The following is a 17,977-nucleotide window of genomic DNA, read 5'->3' as shown; positions in this document are numbered from 1 at the left end:
TCTCCGGCTTTCTTTATCTGATTCCAATCCTTAAACCTTCTGTGGAACCTCCTGAATCGTCACGCTTTTGACCGATTCCCCTTGTTTTCTCGTCAAGACGATGTTCAAGACAATCGCTGTAATCGAGCCCGAAACAATACCATTTTGCAACAACATTTTGGCAAAGCTCGGCAGCTGGTCGAACATTTGTGGCAGAACGGCAGAACCTAGGCCCACAGCAATACTGCATGCTGCGATCAGCAGATTGCTTTCCTTTCGCAGATCCACTTCTGACAAAATAGACATGCCTGATGCAGCGACCGAGCCAAACATGACGATCATCGCCCCGCCCAGCACAGCGTTAGGAATCACTGTCGTTAAAGCAGCCAGCTTAGGCAGCAAACCGAGAACAACCATGATACCGCCCGCAGCAAAAATAACGTTCCGCGATTTGACGCGTGTGAGCGAGATCAGACCCACATTTTGCGAGAAGGCTGTATAAGGAAACGCGTTAAAAATACCCCCAAGCATAATCGCAAGTCCTTCCGAACGGAGTCCATTGACGATCTGCTTTTGCTCTACCTTTTGATCAATCGCCTTGCCTACTGCCAGATAAACACCCGTAGACTCGACCATGCTGACAATATTGACGATAATCATCGTACAAACTGCCATAATGCTAAACTCTGGCTTACCAAAATAAAATGGCTGCGCAACACTCACCCATGACGCATCTGCCACGGGAGCAAAATGCACCATTCCCATCGCATAAGCAACCACCGTGCCTGCAAACAGACCGATGAGCACGGAAATCGAGCGCATAAAGCCCTTTGCCAACCGATTCACAAGCAGAATAACCAATAATGTAACCAGCGCCAGCAGCAAATTACGCGGCTGTCCAAAATCCGCGCTGCCCTGGCCCCCTGCTACATTGTTCATCGCCACCGGAATAAGGGATAGACCGATAATTGTAACGACCGAACCCGTAACGACCGTCGGGAAAAAGCGTAGCAGCTTGCCATACAGCGGTGCCGCAAGCACCACGAATATACCAGACAAAATAATGGCACCGTACGCTGTCGCCAAATTTGAGGTCGAAGCAATCGCGATGATAGGCCCTACTGCCGTAAACGTACAGCCTAAAATGACAGGCAGTCTACTACCGAAAAAGCGTGTGCCCATAATTTGTAATAACGTAGCAATCCCGCAAGTGAACAGATCGGCAGCCACCAAATAAGCCATCTGGGCTGGAGTCAGGTGCAATGCTCCCCCTACAATTAGAGGTACAGCAATGGCTCCAGCGTACATCGCCATGACATGCTGGAAGCCCAGTGCGAATAACTTTTGTTTACTTAACATCCCACATTCTCCTTAACAGGAGCAATTACTACGCCAGCTTCCTCTATAAAATCGACCTCGCCTGGTGCCATGGAAGCGATACGCGCAAGCGAACGTACGGCGATGCCTCTTTGCTCCAACAGTCCACGGCCTTCCTGGAAGCTCTTCTCAATCACACAGCCAACCCCGGCCAGCTCCGCTCCTGCTTCCTTTACAATATCCGTAAGTCCGACCAATGCTGCACCAGTTGCCAAAAAATCATCTACGATCAGCACATGGTCGCTGGCATCAAGGTATTTTTGGGAGATACTCACCTGATAGGTTTCCTGCCGAGTGAACGAATGAACCTCTGCGAAGTATACCTGCTCATTCAGCGTGATGGCCTTCTTTTTCTTCGCATAAATGAACGGGACCCCCAAGGCAATAGCAGTAGCCATTGCAAATTGAATACCACTAGCTTCAATGGTAAGCACCTTGGTGATCGGAGCACTGCCGAACAGGCGTGCAAACTCCTTACCAATCTCTAATGCTAATGCTGTATCTACCTGATGATTCAAAAATGAATCTACCTTTAATACGGTGTCAGATAAAATTTGTCCCTCTTGACGAATACGTTCTTCCAAAACTTTCATTATGCGAGTATCGCTCCTTCTGTACTTTAAAATAGTGAGGATTTTGCAAAATCCTGAACAGTAAAACCTGCCAAAACCAAAAAAGGACAGGCTCCCTTGAGTTGTTTCTCAAGTGAAGCCTGTCCTTGGGGTTGTAATCCCTGACGGATTAGCGCACAAATAAATGCCCGCATTCATCCAAAGCCGATGCGCTATCACTCATAGTCGGACGATTACAGTGGTCGTCCGGTAGAAACTTTTGGGCCATATCCCCAATATTATACGAGTCATATGAAATTGATATCTTGTATACTACACCCTCTGGCGGGCGGTTTCAAGACTATTTTTCATACAGACAGCAGCATTTGGAGAACCTTCCACAATTGGAATATTGTAAAATCAAATCGACCTTTGTTGAAGGTATATATATAGTAGAAAACAGATGTTAAAAAACAAAAATACATACAAAACAACATTCAATTTTAATTATAGTTTTAAAAAACAAAAATAAATCCACAAATTTCACTTCCGTTTATGTTGACTGCACAGACAAACGGAAGTAGTATGGAATTAGTTAAGAAACAAAAGGCAGACTTTGGGGCTGCCAGGACTTCACCATGCAAGGAGATTAGATATGAACAACTATCTTGCTGTTGATATTGGAGCTTCAAGCGGAAGACTCGTGAGTGCAACTCTACAAGGTGAACAAATTCACTTGCAAGAGCTTCACCGTTTCAACAACTCCTTTACTGAGAGGCACGGGCACAATTACTGGAACATAGACAATTTATTTGATGAGATCATTCAAGGACTGCAAAAGGCTAAGCAAAATGGAATTGAATCCTGTACGCTCGGCATTGATACATGGGCTGTAGATTACGTGTTACTTAATAAGAAAGGTAACCGCATTCATGAGGTATACGCTTACCGGGATGCACGTACCCTCCATGCGCCTGACAGGCTGCACCAGCTCATCAGTCGAGAGGCTGTGTATGAGAAAACAGGCATTCAGGAACTAAACTTTAATACCCTGTATCAGCTGTTCGTCCATGATCGGGAACAGCTTGCCCAGGCGGATAAAATATTGATGGTCCCTGATTATCTGTACTATCGCCTGACAGGCATCATGATCAATGAAATCACGAATGCGTCCACGATGCAGCTTCTCAACGTGAACACCCGAGAGTTTGATGAAGACCTACTGTCCCTGCTCCAACTGCGGCGCAATCAGTTTTCAGAGCTTGCCGAGCCTGGGCGGGTTCTGGGTTCTCTTTTGCCGGAGCTTGTTCAAAAATACGATCTTCCGGACTGTCAGATCATCCTTGCGCCTACTCACGATACTGCATCGGCCGTTGCAGGTGTTCCGTCACAGCGGGAAGAATCTTGGGCTTATATTAGCAGCGGCACGTGGTCACTACTGGGAATGGAACGATCCGAAGCCTTGAATACCAAGGCAGCCATGCAGGCGAACTACACCAATGAGTGGGGCGCTTACGGTACGTACCGTTTTCTGAAAAATATTATGGGATTGTGGATGATTCAGGAGGTCAGAAGAGAAGGGGGCTGTGCACATAGCTTTGCCGAATTGGCCCAACTGGCCTCAGCAGAGGCACCGTTTGTCAGTCTTGTCCTCTGTAACCATTCATCCTTCTTAAACCCGGATAGTATGACCCTTGAAATCCAGCGATTCTGTGAAGAAACAGGCCAGCCCATCCCCAGGACGCCGGGCTCACTCGCCCGCTGTATTTTTGACAGTCTGGCCTTAAGCTACCACGATGCCTTACACGAACTGCAACGTCTAACAGACGAAACGATTACCAGATTGCACATTGTCGGCGGAGGCGCTAACAACGAATTACTATGTCAGCTAACCGCCGATCTCTTGGGAATTGAGGTTCAGGCAGGTCCTTCCGAATCTACGGCCATCGGCAATATTGTCGTGCAATTAATTAGCTCTGGTGTTCTTGAGAATCTCAAGGCTGCGGGCCGAACCATCGCCCGCTCCTTTCCGACTCGGCTATATGAGCCACAATCGGTGGAAGGCGTGCAAGAACTTTTGGATCGCTGGGAGCAGCTTAAGATACAAGCAACATCCTCTATTCACATATCTCAATAAAGGAGTAAAGCCATGAACGAAGCCATTGAAGCCAGTTATAACGAAGCGAAAAAGCTGTATGCCCGCCACGGTATTCAAGTTGACGACATTTTACGGAAGCTTTCACAAATCAAAATATCACTGCACTGCTGGCAGGGAGATGATGTTCAGGGATTCCTGTTCAAAGACAAACAGCTTAGCGGGGGGATTGCCGTAACGGGCAGCTACCCGGGCAGAGCCGGCACGCCGCATGAGTTACGTCAGGATTTAGAAAAAGCTCTATCACTCATTCCGGGTAAACACAAGGTCAATCTGCACGCCATCTATGCGGACACCACTGAACAAGTGGATCTCGATCAACTGGAGCCACGCCATTTTCAGAATTGGGTAGACTGGGCCAAACAGCAAGGGCTCGGGCTTGATTTTAATCCAACTCTGTTCTCCCATCCTAAAGCGGAAGACGGCTTCACACTGAGTCACAAGGATTCGGAAATCCGTGATTTCTGGATCACACACTGCAAAAAATCACGTAGGATTGCCGAGTATTTTGGCAAAGAACTCGGTCAGCCCTGTGTCACAAACCACTGGATGCCAGACGGCTATAAAGATACTCCGGTTGATCGGTTGGCTCCAAGAGAACGTCTGCGTGATGCGCTGGACGACATTTTCAGCGAGGAAATCAGCGAGGAATACAACATCGATGCGGTTGAAAGCAAGCTGTTTGGCATTGGCTCGGAAAGCTATGTCGTGGGCTCACATGAATTCTATATGGGTTACGCCCTGACACGCGGTAAATCTATCTGTCTCGATGCGGGTCACTTCCATCCAACCGAAGTCATTTCGAACAAACTGTCCTCTGTGCTGATGTTCATCGACCAATTATTGCTCCATGTCAGCAGACCGGTTCGCTGGGACAGTGATCATGTCGTGACAATGGACGACGAATTGCTGGACATTGCCCGTGAGCTGGTTCGCGGTGAATTGCTTTCCCGAACCCATATCGGTCTTGATTTCTTTGATGGCAGTATCAACCATGTGGCAGCATGGGTCATCGGAACACGCAACACGATTAAAGCGCTGCTTCGCGCTATGCTCGAACCGATTGAAGCATTAAGGCAGGCGGAAGAGGATCGGGACTTCACCACTCGTCTTGCTCTAGTCGAAGAATTCAAATCGTATCCGTTTGGTGCGATATGGGATTACTATTGCGCTCAAAACAGCGTTCCCGTTCGTGAGGAATGGCTGGCCGAAGTAAAAAACTATGAACAACAAGTACTGTTGAAACGATAACTGCTGAAACGGTAACTACTGCACTGATAATGCTTATATTCATATCATCCAAAGGGAGAGATTATCCATGACTACTGTACTGGGGAATCAAAAAGAACGCAAATCGGGACTGGATATCCCATTTGTCCGCGAGATGGCGGAAATTACACAAAACATGTGGAAATTCGGCTGGGATGAACGCAATGGAGGTAATGTAAGCTATATTCTGGATGAAGCTGAGGTTGCAAAATATATAGATATTCATCAGGTCATTCGGACGATTAAACCTGCTTTCCCGGTGAATGAACTGGCTGGCAAATATTTTATCGTCACCGGATCAGGTAAATATTTTAAAAACGTAATCGCAGATCCAGAAGCAAACTTAGGGGTCCTTCGTGTCTCCCAGGATGGCGAGCAATTGGAAGTCTTGTGGGGCCTCAAACATGGCGCAGTGCCTACCAGTGAGTTGCCTTCTCATTTTATGAGCCACATTGAGCGCTTGAAGATCGATCCTAACCATCGTGTGGTGATTCATAATCATGCCACCCATGTTATTGCCATGACCTTCATTCATAGTCTGGACGAAAACCAATTCACCAAAACGCTGTGGGAAATGTGTACCGAATGTATTGTCGTCTTTCCAGACGGTATCGGTGTAATCCCTTGGATGGTACCGGGTTCCAGCGAAATCGGCCGCGAAACGGCTAAAAAAATGAAGGATCATCACGCTGTATTATGGCCTCATCATGGCATTTTCGGAACGGGCAGCTCCATTGATGAAGCGTTTGGTCTCATTGAGACGATTGAAAAAGCGGCGCAAATTTACATGCTCATTGCTCACCATGATATCCAGCAACGGATTACAGATCAGGAATTGGCCGATCTAGCCAAAGCCTTCAACGTTACTCCAAAAGAAGGAATCTTGAACGTATAAATATAGGCTAATCCCCATCTCATAATACAGAACTTAAAAGGCTCCACGGGTCATCTCAAACCGGCCATGGAGCCTTTGGCATACGCAGTTTTAATTATATAACCCTCAATTCCAATGAATTAACTTGTAATTGTGCTTTCCTTTATATACAATAAAATCAAAATTCCCTTATCTCCACCAAAGGAGAGGTGACAAGTTATGAAAAGAGCAAAAAATGAAGATCACTTCGACATCGTGGAAGACCACTATTTCACAGCCACCGAATTGGAAAAATCCAGCGCCGTTTGGCCTGTCAGACTAGGTATGGATATTTCGAAAACAAGCTGCCATGTCGGTCCCAAGGCTGTTCCCTATCTTTATTTGATTTTTGTACTTGAAGGTCAGGCTGAGTTTATTTATAAGCAACAGAAGTACCGTGTCCAAAAGTCTGATTTATTCTGTTTTTTTCCGCATCTTGCCCATGAATATTACACCGATCAGGAGCACCCGTTGCGAAAGGTATGGATTGCCTTTGAGGGACCCAAGTCCCTCGCATTGCTGGAGCGGATCGGAATTAATCCCTCTACGCCATTTATGGCTAACGCCGTGAGCGAGGAAATCCTCGAACTTATCTCTAACCTGTTTTCCATCGTACACGACAACAACAGACAGGGCAGCGATCTGGCCCGCTTGATTATACTGCACCAGATCTTCGAGGAGTTGTCCCGCAACACATCTGACGTACTGCGCAACTTTGTATGCTCTGATTATTGGCTCCAGCAGGGGAAAGACTACATTGAAATGCATTATTGTGACCGTGTTACGATTGAGCAAATTGCCGAGCATGTAGGTGTGGATCGTGCCCACTTTTCACGTAAGTTCCATTCCACCTTCCTCATCTCTCCCGCCAAGTATTTGCAAAACCTTAAGATTAACGAAGCCAAAAGATTACTGGAGCAGACAACTTACAATTTGTCGATCATAGCCCAGTCCATCGGCTATACCGATATGTCCACCTTTTCCAAAGCATTTAAGAAAACAGCAGGGATTCCACCGCGTGAGTATCGCTTCCGACATCAGTCCCGGCAAGAGATTCGTACCGTCAATGCCTAGCTGGAATCCAGTAACGTTCAAGAGAGCCGCCGTATACGGTGGCTCTCTTTTTTTATGACCTGATCCTAATTAGTACTTGGTTCTGAGACCTTTCAACGTTATAATAAGCATCAAACCAACAGGAAAGGTACGTGAAATCCATGCTGCGATTCAATGCGATACGTACGGGCTATCTGCTGGGCATCTCACTGGTACTTGCCGCGATTATTTATTTTTTCGCCTCCAATTGGGGCGGACTGGATCGGACAGTCAAAATTGTACTGGCTGCTGCGCTTATTGTTCTGTTCTATGGCTTGTCTTTTGTATTTGCACGGATACGTGCTGTTCCCGGTCAACAAGCTTTTCTGTCAAATATGTTTTTGGTGGCTGGCTGTATAGCCTTTGGCGTTTCTGTGGCATTGCTCGGTCAAATTTACAATTCCCATGCGGACAGCTACGGGTTGTTTTTCATTTGGTCGGTGCCAGCTCTACTGCTTAGCTGGATTACTCGCTACAATCCTTTTTATATGCTGTCGTATGTACTAATTCACCTCGGTTTGTGGCTTTATTTTTACCCTACGATGCAAAGTGCATCTTATAGCGAGCTGGAATCGTTGTCCATTGCCGGAGTGTTCGCACTGGTCAATCTGTTGTTGTTCCTATTGGCGTTCCTTCATCGTATACATTCTGCTCCACTACAATATATGAGCTTTACTGTTTTTCATATAGCGATGTTGGCGATGACCAACTCTTTTGCATTTGATGGGTATGGCCTGGTCATGAATATACCGCATATCGCTGTGATTGCTTTAGGATTTTATATATTTATCAAGGTACGGCTGAATAAAACACTACTGACCTTGAATGCATTGGCGCTCTCAGCGTTTGCTGTCTTTAAATTTATAGAGCTAGCAGAGGCTTACTACTCATCTCTGTTTTTTGTTTTTGGTTTGATTTTTGTGGCGCTGCTGCTGACCGGTAACGTGTGGTTTTTCCGTTATTTGAATCGTTTGGGGAAAACACCGCCGGAAACAGGGGAGATATTCAATGGGGAAAACGGGGATATCGCGAAAACCGATGTGGAAACAATCGTTCCCGAGGAACGTGGCAGTGAATGGATCAGCAAAACCGTATCCCGTGTAATCAAAGTGGTTGGGGTGCTGATCGGAAGTATATCTCTCATCGGATTGATTATGATTAGCACGAATGTAAACCACACCGAATATGTACTGTTGGTTGTGTCGTTGCTACTTATGATTTTGATGATTGTCATACCGGAATCCAAGCTGGATTCAGTCATACGTTATACCCTGCTAACCATCAGCTATATTACAGGCTTGGCGGCCATTCTATGGTCAGATCAGTCGCTGCTTTCGGTATTATTTCTGATCGTTTCCATCGCTGGATGGTTTCGCTCCAAGGGGAAAAGGCAGTTGTTTTTTGCCTACACCTTTGTAAACCTGAATCTGGCGACCATTTTATTTCAGCAGTATCAGGAGTGGGATGGTTGGAACTGGACCTATAAGTTCATCATCTTCTCTCTTTTCATCGTCAATGCCATGTTATATGGGGTAAGTTACTTTATATCCAAGACGGAGTTAAAAGAACATCTGCGGAATAGCTCATTATTTTTCAGCTTGCTGTTCCTGTTTTGGGCGACGTTTTTCGAGGATGTCGTTCCACACTCTTATATGTTCATTAACATTTTTTATTTTGTTATCGTTACCGGGATGGTCTTTGCCTTTGCCCGTGTGAAACAAAAATCGGAGGCCATCATGGGCGTTGTCTTCTGGTTTATTTTTATCGGCTTCAAATACTATGATTTATTGTGGACGCTACTGTATAAATCTTTTACGCTGGCGTTACTGGGGATCATTGCGCTCGGAATTACCTGGTGGGCGGATCGGCGAATGGCCCATAGCGGAAAAGCAGCATTCGATGCCGATCACCGCAGCTTTAGCTTTATGCGCTTAAGCCCGTTACTCATTGCCATTGTCATCGTGCTACAGCTGGGGATCATCGGGTATCAGACGGTGAGAAGCGAAACCCTGCTCGCCACAGGGGCTTCCATTAAGCTCAAACTGGCTCCTATAGACCCGCGCTCCCTGCTACAAGGCGATTATGTGGCACTGAATTACGACATATCTACCCCTCCTTCCAAGACCCCTCTTCAGGAGGAAGAATGGAGCCGAGGCAAGGTCAAAGTCGTTCTCACACCAGATAACCAAGGAGTATACGTCGCAGACCGCCTCTATCAAGATGGCGAAAAACTTGCCAGTCATGAGGTCATTCTAAATGGACAGTGGTATGGTTCTCGTATTGTGTACGGTATTGAGAATTATTTCATCCCTGAGGGAACCGGACGTACTGTAGAACAGAACGCACATTTTGCCCATATTCGGGTGAGCCGCAATGGAGACGCACTGCTGGAACGTTTGGCAGAAAACTGACCAGATCGGCGCAGATAGTTAACGAAGCAGGCTGAACCAAGTTGCTCCATTACTGGAGCACAACTTGGTTCAGCCTGCTTGTTTTTTCGGACCATCGAGTTACCCTCTTATAGATAACCTTTATCCCTACACTACGCTTAACGCTTATCCCCGTTTATACATCTCTCGTCCATGAAGCTATTTCCTCAATATCCTGCGGCTGAGTCCGGCAACAACCACCAATCAGACGAGCTCCCGCTTCATACCATTGGCGGGCACTTTGTCCGAACGTCTCTGTACAAGTGCTACCGTGCCATGTCTTGGTGACCGGGTCATATTCCTCTCCCAGATTGGGATATACCACCACAGGCTTATCCGTGTGGCTGCGTATTTCGTGAATAAGCGATGGAACGAATTTCGGCAAAGTGCAATTGATTCCTACAGCAGCCACTTGCTCATGCCCATTCAGCCACTCAGCACATGCAGCGGCAGACTCACCATTGCTGATATGCTGCCCATCCTTTGCGCTAAAGCTGATCCAGGCATACGTACCAGGGAATTCCTTCAGCAATCGGGCGATGGCCTTGGCTTCAACCAGACAGGGTATCGTTTCACAAGCTAAAATATCTGCACCCGCCTCAATCAGAGCTTTCATACGCGGCCTGTGAAACTCCACAAGCTGTTCCTCGCTCAGCTTGTAATCGCCGCGATACTCTGATCCATCTGCCAAAAACGCCCCGTAAGGGCCGACGGAGGCCGCAACTAGCGGCTTGGGACGATGTCGCTGACTTGCAGTAGCCGTCACGTCAGCCCAAAACTCATCTCGTGCCTGCACAGCAATCCGCACCGATAATTGAATCAGTTCCAGCGCCTCAGCTTCGCTTAAGCCTCGTTTAACATAGCCTTCAACGGTAGCCTGATAGCTCGCAGTAATCGCACAGTCTGCCCCAGCCTCAAAATAATCCCTATGTACACGCTTGATCGACTCCGGATGCTCATGGAGGATTTTAGCTGACCATAAGCTATCGTTCAGATCATGTCCATGACGCTCCAGCTCGGTCGCCATTGCGCCATCCAGCACGATCAGCTGAAATTCGTTCAGTATATGTTGTATCGGATTCATGCGGCCCCTCCTGCTCGTCTTTTCTATTTAACCCACCAATCAAGTAGGGTTTAATGATTTACATTATAGCACGGATGTTGATGAGCATTCACAAAGCCAAGAAATAATCATTTTGTGAAGTGAAGACGCCCCCTCTCGTTTCATTTGCTATCTGATGTAACGTATAAATTTTTTAAATTAGTTTCATAAGTTAAATTAATTAGATATTGTTCTTTTTTTCACAAAGTCATTTTACTATAAAGGTGCAAACCAACACTTTGGCCAAAAGATCATGGCATTGCATCGTCACATTCTGCATCGTCATATATGTGAAAAAAGGTACAAGAGAGGGTTTTATTTATGTCTTTACTAGAAATGATTACCGCGACCTTAACAGATAACAAAATTGTCAGCTCTATCGCTTCCACCGTTTTTATTATTCTTCTTGGTTTCTTTTGCCGCAAAAAGGGGATTTTTAACGCAGCAGTAGGAAAGATGTTATCCAAGGTTGTTCTAACCGTCGCTCTACCAGCACTAGCCTTTAATTCTTTCATGCAGGATATTAATCCTACAATGTTAAAACAAGGAATGAATGTTTTAATATGGGGAGTTCTAATTTATATTATTCTCATCTTTATTTCTAAACCGTTCTTCCTCAGCTACAACAAGGATAAACAGGATGTTTTGCGGGTGTTAACCATTTTCGGTTCTACTACTTTCTTCGGAATTCCAATTGTAGGAGCCATTTATGGTCCTACCGGAGTGATGTACAGTTCCATTTTTAATATAGGGTACCGCATTTTCTTATACTCCTACGGCTATATCAAAATGAGCGGCTTAAAAATGGAGCTTAAAAATCTCAAAACCATGTTTATGAATCCCATCGTTATCGCCACGTTTCTAGGCCTGTTTGTTTGGTTATTTCAAGGTTATTTGCCACAGATGAGTGTAGCTACAGAGGATGGGGCCATTCAGCAGTTCGCCTTTCTAAGAATTGATCAAACCGCTGTCTGGCTGTTCAAGCCCATGACCTACCTTGCTGGACTAGCTTCTCCGTTAGCCTGGTTATCGATTGGCTCGACATTAGGGGAGATCAGCTTCAAGACGGCAGCTACGGATAAGACCTCTTGGTATTACAGCATCGTTAAGGTTTGGCTTGTACCTATTGTTAACATCGTCTTGCTGGCTTTGTTGACTGTATCTCATATTCTGTCAGTCGATTCGGTCGCTTTAGCTACTATTGTCATCATGATGGCTACTCCTACAGCTACCGTAGCCGCAGCCTATGCCATCAGTTTTGATAAGGAAGCCATATTGACCTCCAATGCATCGCTTCTATCAACTATTACTTCTGTCGTCATGATTCCAGTGTGGATCGTTACGCTCAATGTCATTGATAAAATTGGAATTTTCTAAATCAGGGGGAAAACAACATGTTAAAAATCATTTGCTATGGTGTCCGTTCTTATGAGAAACCCTATTTCCAGGATCTCAATAAATATAACTTCCAACTAACGCTGGTAGAAGAGTTGTTAACCACCAGCAATGCAGAATTGGCACAGCATCACGATGCCGTTTTGCTAAGAGGAAACTGTGCTGCCAATCGGGAAAATATCACAAAATTCAATGAATACGGCATTCGATATGTTTTCACCAGAACAGTCGGAATCAACCACATTGATTTGGATGCCTGCAGCGAATTCGGAATGAAGGTGGCACGCGTGCCATCCTACTCTCCGAATGCCATCGCCGAGCTCTCCTTAACTTTGGCTATGATGCTGTTCCGCCACACCGCTTATATGACTACCAAAAGCTCTTTCAAAAATTTTATTGTGGATGAGCATACATTCAGCAAAGAGATCCATAACTGTAAAGTTGGGATTATCGGGGTTGGACGCATTGGTCTGACAGAGGCTAAATTGTTTAAAGGATTAGGAGCTTCTGTTATCGGCTTTGATGTATACCAATCCGACGCAGCCAAGGAAGTCATTCCATTCACAACCTTGGATGAGCTACTGGCAGAGAGCGATGTTGTTAGTGTGCATGTTCCTTATCTGCCGGGACAGAACGACCAAATGATTAATGCTGGCTTTTTAGCAAAAATGAAAAAGGGATCTATCCTCATCAATACCTCACGTGGAGAATTACAAGATAATCAAGCCATTCTAGACGCTTTACTCAGTAATCATTTGGAGGGATTTGGGACAGATGTCTTCCCTAAAGAGGAAGAACTATTTTTCAAAGCGTTTGAACCATGGCAAATGCTCCCGGACCCAACGATCCAGAAGCTTGTGGAGCTGTATCCAAGAGTTTTGGTAACGCCTCATGCTGGCTCGAATACCGTTACGGCGTTATCCAACATGATTGAAACTAGCTACGACAACTTCCATGATATCGTTACAACTCATTCTTCGGATAACCTGGTCCCACTTCCTGTCCTCTCTATGAAATAATTAGGAAGCTCGGTACTCTTGTTGAACAAAAAAAGAACCGCTATTTCCAGATTACAATGGAAATGGCGGTTCTTTTATATCAGGATTCAACTGATAGAGCATTAGCGGTCTGCCAACCTTGTGGTATTCTATCGATTCAACGAGAAATCCATCGTCCACCAGGAACTGAATATATTTTTTGACCGTGATACGGGACAAGTCCACTTCTCTAGCTAACGTTTCAACTGAGAAGGGTCCGTCCAGCTCTTGAATACTCTTCAGTATTGTGGTCATGGTCAGTTTGGACAAATTTTTAGACAGGTTTTTCGATACATTATGCGGTGGATGTTCAACAGGTTTTTTCTTTTCCACACCCGTATGCTCTTCTTTATTAAAATAATGGTCAATAACAGCTTGATTAATTCCGTTCCCTTCCTCCATCACTGTGGCCAGACGCTGGATTTTCTCAACAGCCAGTCTAAAGCGTTCGAATGTAAAGGGTTTAATTAAATAGTCTGCAACACCATAAAAAACAGCTTCCTTCACCGTCTGAATATCTTTTGCAGCCGTAATTAAAATAACTGAAGCATGATATTGATGCTCCTGCATATGAGATAATAAAGTTAATCCGCTTTTTCCAGGTAAATAAACGTCCAGTAATACCAGATCCGGTGACCATTTTTGAAGACAGTCCTGTGCTTTCTTGACGGTATCTGCCTTACATACAACATCCAAATTGTCCATGCGCTCGATAAACTGTTGATTGAGCTCAGCAACCATCGGATCATCCTCAACAATTAGAACTTTCATTCATTTGTCACCTCCAATGTACAGGGCAACTCTACATATATACTTGTTCCCAGACCCGGTTGGCTATCAAGCTCAATGATTCCTTGATGATTTTCCACCATGGTTTTAACCAGATTCAAGCCGTAGCCTCTGTCTTCTCCTTTGGTTGAAAAACCATGCTCGAATATTCTCTTTTGCATCTCAAAATCAATCCCCAGCCCATTATCTTTCACTTCCAAAATGAATACATTTCCCTCACTCTCATAGTTCAATTTCAGTTCAATTTTGCCGGGTTCTTTTTTTTGTAAGATGGAATCTATGGCGTTGTCAAAAAAATTGCCCAGGATGTGTATGACATCATGAACGATATCCTGCATCTCCACATTAGAGACATCCGAGCTTTCTGCAAGAAGAACCGAAATATTCTGTTCGCGTGCTTCGTTGATTTTACCCATAATAAAACCTGCTAATGCCGGAACTTTAATTCTCTCAGTCAGAAAGCCTACCTCATCTTGATACCGGTGATTTAGCTGCTGAATATATTGACTGACCTCCGCATATTTCCTCATCTCAATCAACCCGGATATTACGTGCATTTTGTTCATAAATTCATGGGTCTGTCCGCGAAGGGAGTTAATATAATATTTTGTACCACTTAACTGGTTGCTGAGATGGATCATCTCGGATTGGTCGCGCAGCGTTGCAACTGCCCCAAAAAACTCATTTTCAATATATATAGGGGTTACTGTCGCAATGACCTCTATACCATTCACATAAAATGAGCGATCCTTGATTTTCCTTTTATCATCGAACACTCTCTTGAAAAGCACGTTATAAAAGTTGGTATCTAGCTGCTCGCCAATCGGGGCCTTCATTTCTTGGTTTGCCAGTTGATACTTGGCCTGAGCTTCTTTGTTCATAAGCATAATTTTCTTGTCAGCCGAAATGGCTATAATTCCTTCAGCGACCTCATTTTCAATAATTTCTTTTTCGCGCAATCGTGTTGCTATCTCTTGCGGCTCAAGCCCAAATAAAATGGTTTTGATTTTCTGAGCCAGAATGATCGCGCCCAGAACTCCACTAAAGAGCCCCAGCATCAGCCCCCCAAAAATGGTATACTGCGCCTGCATCAAATCATGATTTAGGGTTCTCATGGTCAGCCCTACACATACAATGCCAATGACCTCATGCTGTTGATTAAATATCGGCGTAAAATATCGGTAACCTTTGCCCAAAATACCTATATTCTCAGAAAAATGTCCCTGACCCGATAGCGCTCTTCTGGCATCATTCAAATCAGAGAACGGTTTGCCAACCATCGTTGCATTCGGATGAGATAGCCGAATTAAATCGTGGTTCAGAATGACAACAAAATCCACATTAACGTTATGCATGACTCCAAGCGAGTAGTCTTGAATCTGCTTCACAGGAATTCCCTGCTCGACATTACGAATAACATCGTTGTCACTGGCAACCATCTTGGCAACACCCGAAAGTTTTTCCTTCGTATTATCAAAATGCTTGTTAATCACAAAATTACGAATGAGAAGCAAGGATATAATTAAGGAAATAATGATAACTAAAACAACCAAAATAATAATCATGAATTGTAGCGAAACTTTGAATTGTCGTCTCGGTTTCGACTTACTTTTTGACCGCAACCCCATCACCCAATTTCTATATCAAGCTCTCCATTGGGAAGAAGAGCCTATCTATTCCCCTATAATTCCTTTTTATTCGACATTGTTTGGCAATTTCCTTCTTATTTTGCAAGCTTTACGCGCCTCATGATCCTTTACCTGAAATAAAACTTTATGCTGAATAAGGAAAGATCAAATCTCCATAATAAGGACGTATACCTAACGAAAGGGAGGATCACGGATGATTGACAATCTCGAAAGCAATTACGACTGCGCTCACGCAGGACAAGACCTTCATCAGCTCAAACAGGAGCTTGCCGCGCTCCAGGCACAAGGGGCCAACGACCAGGCATCCAAGGAAGCCATTCATCGGCTGGAAAATCAAATTTCGTTCATACTGAACAAATGCGATATTAACCACTAGTGGCGTTTGCTGTTTGGTCAAATAAAAAACAAAACCGACTTGTCTTTAAAAGACAAGCCGGCTTTATATCAGGATTTTGCAAAATCCTCATATGAATTAGTGTATGCAAAATGGTTCCAAATTTACAAAATTCCCCGTATCTCATCCAATGACTGCACCTTTTCCCGCTGCATCCATTGTTCAAGGCCATGTACCAGCTCGGCCCCTGCATGTAAATGGACAAAATTGTACGTTCCTACCTGAATGGCAGCGGCCCCTGCCATGGTGAATTCAATAATATCTTCCACTGAGCTAATCCCGCCCATCCCGATCACCGGAATCGACACCGCCTGTGCCACCTGGTGAACCATACGCAAAGCAATCGGCTTAATTGCCGGGCCGGAAAGACCCGCATACGTATTGGCAAAAACACTACGACGCCGACGTATATCAATTTTCATCGCAGAAAATGTATTGATCAACGAAACTCCGTCTGCGCCTTCTTCCTCGCACATAACCGCCATCTGCGTGATATTCTCTGCGTTGGGAGACAGCTTGACAACCAACGGAAGTGCCGTCACATTGCGCACCTGACGCACAACCTCCCGCGCTACCTCCGTCTGGATACCAAATTGCATTCCACCCTGCTTCACGTTGGGACATGAAATGTTCAATTCCAGCATATCAACGCCTCTGCGGTTCATCGTGCGACGCTTTTGTGCATTTTCCGTAATCATCGCTACGGCCTGAACATATTCCTCCAGATTGGAACCGCCCACGTTGGCAATAACAGCCGTGTTCCAGTGAGTCATGTCATCCAGTTCATCCTTCAAAAAGGCGGCAACACCCGGATTCTCCAGCCCCACACTATTGAGCATGCCGGATGCTGTCTCATGTATTCGTGATCCCGTATTACCAGCCTTCGGATGCAGGGTTAGTCCCTTGCCGACGATGCCGCCCAATAATTCAGGAGAATAAAATTCCGCATACTCCCGTCCGAATCCAAACGTACCGGAAGCCATGATGATCGGGTTCTTGAACGGTACACCCGCAATATTACACGCCATGGAGATCATCGAACTCCACCTCCTCCACCGGGAATACAGGCCCTTCTTTACATACCCTCCGATTGCCTCCACGGGTACGCATCGTACAGCCCAAACATGCGCCAATACCACAGGCCATGTGTCTTTCAGTTGAAATATATAAACGGGACGACGTATCCACCGTTTTTATAGCGAGTGCTTGCAACATCGGAGTTGGCCCGCAGGAGAACATATTTGCATAAAGCGTCGGATCGACCTGTTCGACGATGCTTCCCCCTACCTTGACCTGTACAGATGCCGCCACAGCTTCGAACGCTTCAACCCCGAAGGCTTGCTGTGCAAACCCTAGATAAACATGCGCATGCGGGTAATACTTTGCAGCCAACAGCAACGGAGCTGTACCCATGCCACCGCCGATTAAAGCCAAACTGCCCTCTACCTGCGGAAAACCGTTTCCGAAAGGTCCTTCTAACTGAATTTCCTGACCAGGCTGTAATTGGGAAAACAAATTTGTCCCCTCTCCAACAACCCGATACAAAAAGGAAATACTCTCTTCCCCGATATCATAAATGCTGATGGGTCTGGGTAGCAGTGGGTAACCTGTCCCGCTGCGCAGCATGTAGAACTGCCCCATGTTCCCTTTAAACTTTCCCTCTATTTTCATCACATAAATGCCCGGAACGAGCGCCACATTCGAAATTACGTTAGCCATATAACCCCTCCACTAACCACTCACTATAACGTAAAAGCAGCAACTATTACGTGACTATTTTCACATTTCTGGGTAACGTTTCGCCCTACGGCTCGTGATATAAAAAAGCGTACTCCTGTTAGAGAGT

The 17,977-nt window shown here is 45.3% G+C and carries 15 protein-coding genes and 1 riboswitch; of the genes, 8 read left to right on the top strand and 7 right to left on the bottom strand.

The genetic code is table 11. From position 1 onward, the window contains the following. Positions 1 to 30 precede the first annotated feature (30 nt). Together ACEN8J_RS23195 and ACEN8J_RS23190 are read right to left on the bottom strand one after the other, a co-directional pair. A complete protein-coding gene (locus ACEN8J_RS23195) occupies positions 31 to 1,338 on the bottom strand; it encodes a nucleobase:cation symporter-2 family protein (protein ID WP_341040320.1) in 1,308 nt (435 codons plus the stop codon). Continuing rightward, a complete protein-coding gene (locus ACEN8J_RS23190) occupies positions 1,332 to 1,949 on the bottom strand; it encodes a xanthine phosphoribosyltransferase (protein ID WP_069012276.1) in 618 nt (205 codons plus the stop codon). The genes ACEN8J_RS23195 and ACEN8J_RS23190 overlap by 7 nt, the downstream gene beginning before the upstream one ends. 181 nt (positions 1,950 to 2,130) lie before the next feature. Beyond that, positions 2,131 to 2,234, bottom strand: a riboswitch (purine riboswitch). Positions 2,235 to 2,562: 328 nt separating this feature from the next. Here ACEN8J_RS23190 and rhaB point away from each other — a divergent pair. The 5 genes from rhaB to ACEN8J_RS23165 all read left to right on the top strand — a co-directional run bounded on the left by rhaB (position 2,563) and on the right by ACEN8J_RS23165 (position 9,747). Then, complete coding sequence (gene rhaB / locus ACEN8J_RS23185) at positions 2,563 to 4,044, top strand: rhamnulokinase (RefSeq protein ID WP_495594010.1); 1,482 nt, start codon at positions 2,563 to 2,565, stop codon at positions 4,042 to 4,044. Positions 4,045 to 4,056: 12 nt separating this feature from the next. Next, positions 4,057 to 5,313 (top strand): L-rhamnose isomerase, encoded by a 1,257-nt coding sequence (rhaA, locus tag ACEN8J_RS23180; RefSeq protein ID WP_495594009.1) that lies wholly within the window; start codon positions 4,057 to 4,059, stop codon positions 5,311 to 5,313. A 67-nt stretch (positions 5,314 to 5,380) separates the two neighbouring features. Further along, positions 5,381 to 6,226 carry a rhamnulose-1-phosphate aldolase gene (gene rhaD / locus ACEN8J_RS23175; RefSeq protein WP_495594008.1) on the top strand — a complete coding sequence of 282 codons (846 nt, stop codon included), beginning with the start codon at positions 5,381 to 5,383 and terminating at the stop codon, positions 6,224 to 6,226. A gap of 198 nt (positions 6,227 to 6,424) precedes the next feature. After that, positions 6,425 to 7,318 carry a helix-turn-helix domain-containing protein gene (locus ACEN8J_RS23170; protein WP_495594007.1) on the top strand — a complete coding sequence of 298 codons (894 nt, stop codon included), beginning with the start codon at positions 6,425 to 6,427 and terminating at the stop codon, positions 7,316 to 7,318. Between the two features lie 140 nt (positions 7,319 to 7,458). Then, positions 7,459 to 9,747 (top strand): GDYXXLXY domain-containing protein, encoded by a 2,289-nt coding sequence (locus ACEN8J_RS23165; RefSeq protein WP_495594563.1) that lies wholly within the window; start codon positions 7,459 to 7,461, stop codon positions 9,745 to 9,747. Between the two features lie 154 nt (positions 9,748 to 9,901). Here the strand turns inward: ACEN8J_RS23165 and mmuM are convergent, their stop codons facing one another. Then, the gene (mmuM, locus tag ACEN8J_RS23160; protein WP_029518816.1) at positions 9,902 to 10,849 is read right to left on the bottom strand and encodes a homocysteine S-methyltransferase; all 948 of its coding nucleotides are present in this window, start codon (positions 10,847 to 10,849) and stop codon (positions 9,902 to 9,904) included. 339 nt (positions 10,850 to 11,188) lie between these two features. Here mmuM and ACEN8J_RS23155 point away from each other — a divergent pair, with 339 nt between their 5' ends. Together ACEN8J_RS23155 and ACEN8J_RS23150 are read left to right on the top strand one after the other, a co-directional pair. Further along, positions 11,189 to 12,244: an AEC family transporter gene (locus tag ACEN8J_RS23155; protein ID WP_340886856.1), complete on the top strand. Its 1,056-nt coding sequence runs from the start codon at positions 11,189 to 11,191 to the stop codon at positions 12,242 to 12,244. A gap of 17 nt (positions 12,245 to 12,261) precedes the next feature. Continuing rightward, positions 12,262 to 13,281, top strand: a complete 1,020-nt coding sequence (locus tag ACEN8J_RS23150; protein ID WP_029518818.1) for a 2-hydroxyacid dehydrogenase — start codon at positions 12,262 to 12,264, stop codon at positions 13,279 to 13,281. 51 nt (positions 13,282 to 13,332) lie between these two features. Here ACEN8J_RS23150 and ACEN8J_RS23145 read toward each other — a convergent pair whose 3' ends face one another. After that, entirely contained in the window at positions 13,333 to 14,070 is a 738-nt protein-coding gene (locus tag ACEN8J_RS23145) for a response regulator (protein ID WP_029518819.1), read from the bottom strand. Then, positions 14,067 to 15,716 (bottom strand): ATP-binding protein, encoded by a 1,650-nt coding sequence (locus ACEN8J_RS23140; protein WP_495594005.1) that lies wholly within the window; start codon positions 15,714 to 15,716, stop codon positions 14,067 to 14,069. Before ACEN8J_RS23140 ends, ACEN8J_RS23145 begins: the two co-directional genes overlap by 4 nt. A gap of 214 nt (positions 15,717 to 15,930) precedes the next feature. Here ACEN8J_RS23140 and ACEN8J_RS23135 point away from each other — a divergent pair, with 214 nt between their 5' ends. After that, positions 15,931 to 16,113, top strand: a complete 183-nt coding sequence (locus tag ACEN8J_RS23135) for a hypothetical protein (RefSeq protein WP_063207447.1) — start codon at positions 15,931 to 15,933, stop codon at positions 16,111 to 16,113. 122 nt (positions 16,114 to 16,235) lie between these two features. On the opposite strand, the gene ACEN8J_RS23130 is transcribed toward ACEN8J_RS23135, so the two are convergent. Beyond that, on the bottom strand, positions 16,236 to 17,168 hold the full coding sequence (locus ACEN8J_RS23130; RefSeq protein ID WP_025719854.1) for a dihydroorotate dehydrogenase: 933 nt from the start codon (positions 17,166 to 17,168) through the stop codon (positions 16,236 to 16,238). Then, positions 17,149 to 17,850, bottom strand: coding sequence for a dihydroorotate dehydrogenase electron transfer subunit (locus ACEN8J_RS23125; protein ID WP_449291811.1), 702 nt, complete (start codon positions 17,848 to 17,850; stop codon positions 17,149 to 17,151). Before ACEN8J_RS23125 ends, ACEN8J_RS23130 begins: the two co-directional genes overlap by 20 nt. Positions 17,851 to 17,977: the final 127 nt, after the last annotated feature.

Source organism: Paenibacillus sp. Paensp38, assembly GCF_059491915.1.
The sequence above is the reverse complement of the archived record's forward strand: the minus strand, read 5'-3'. Positions and strand labels throughout refer to the sequence as shown.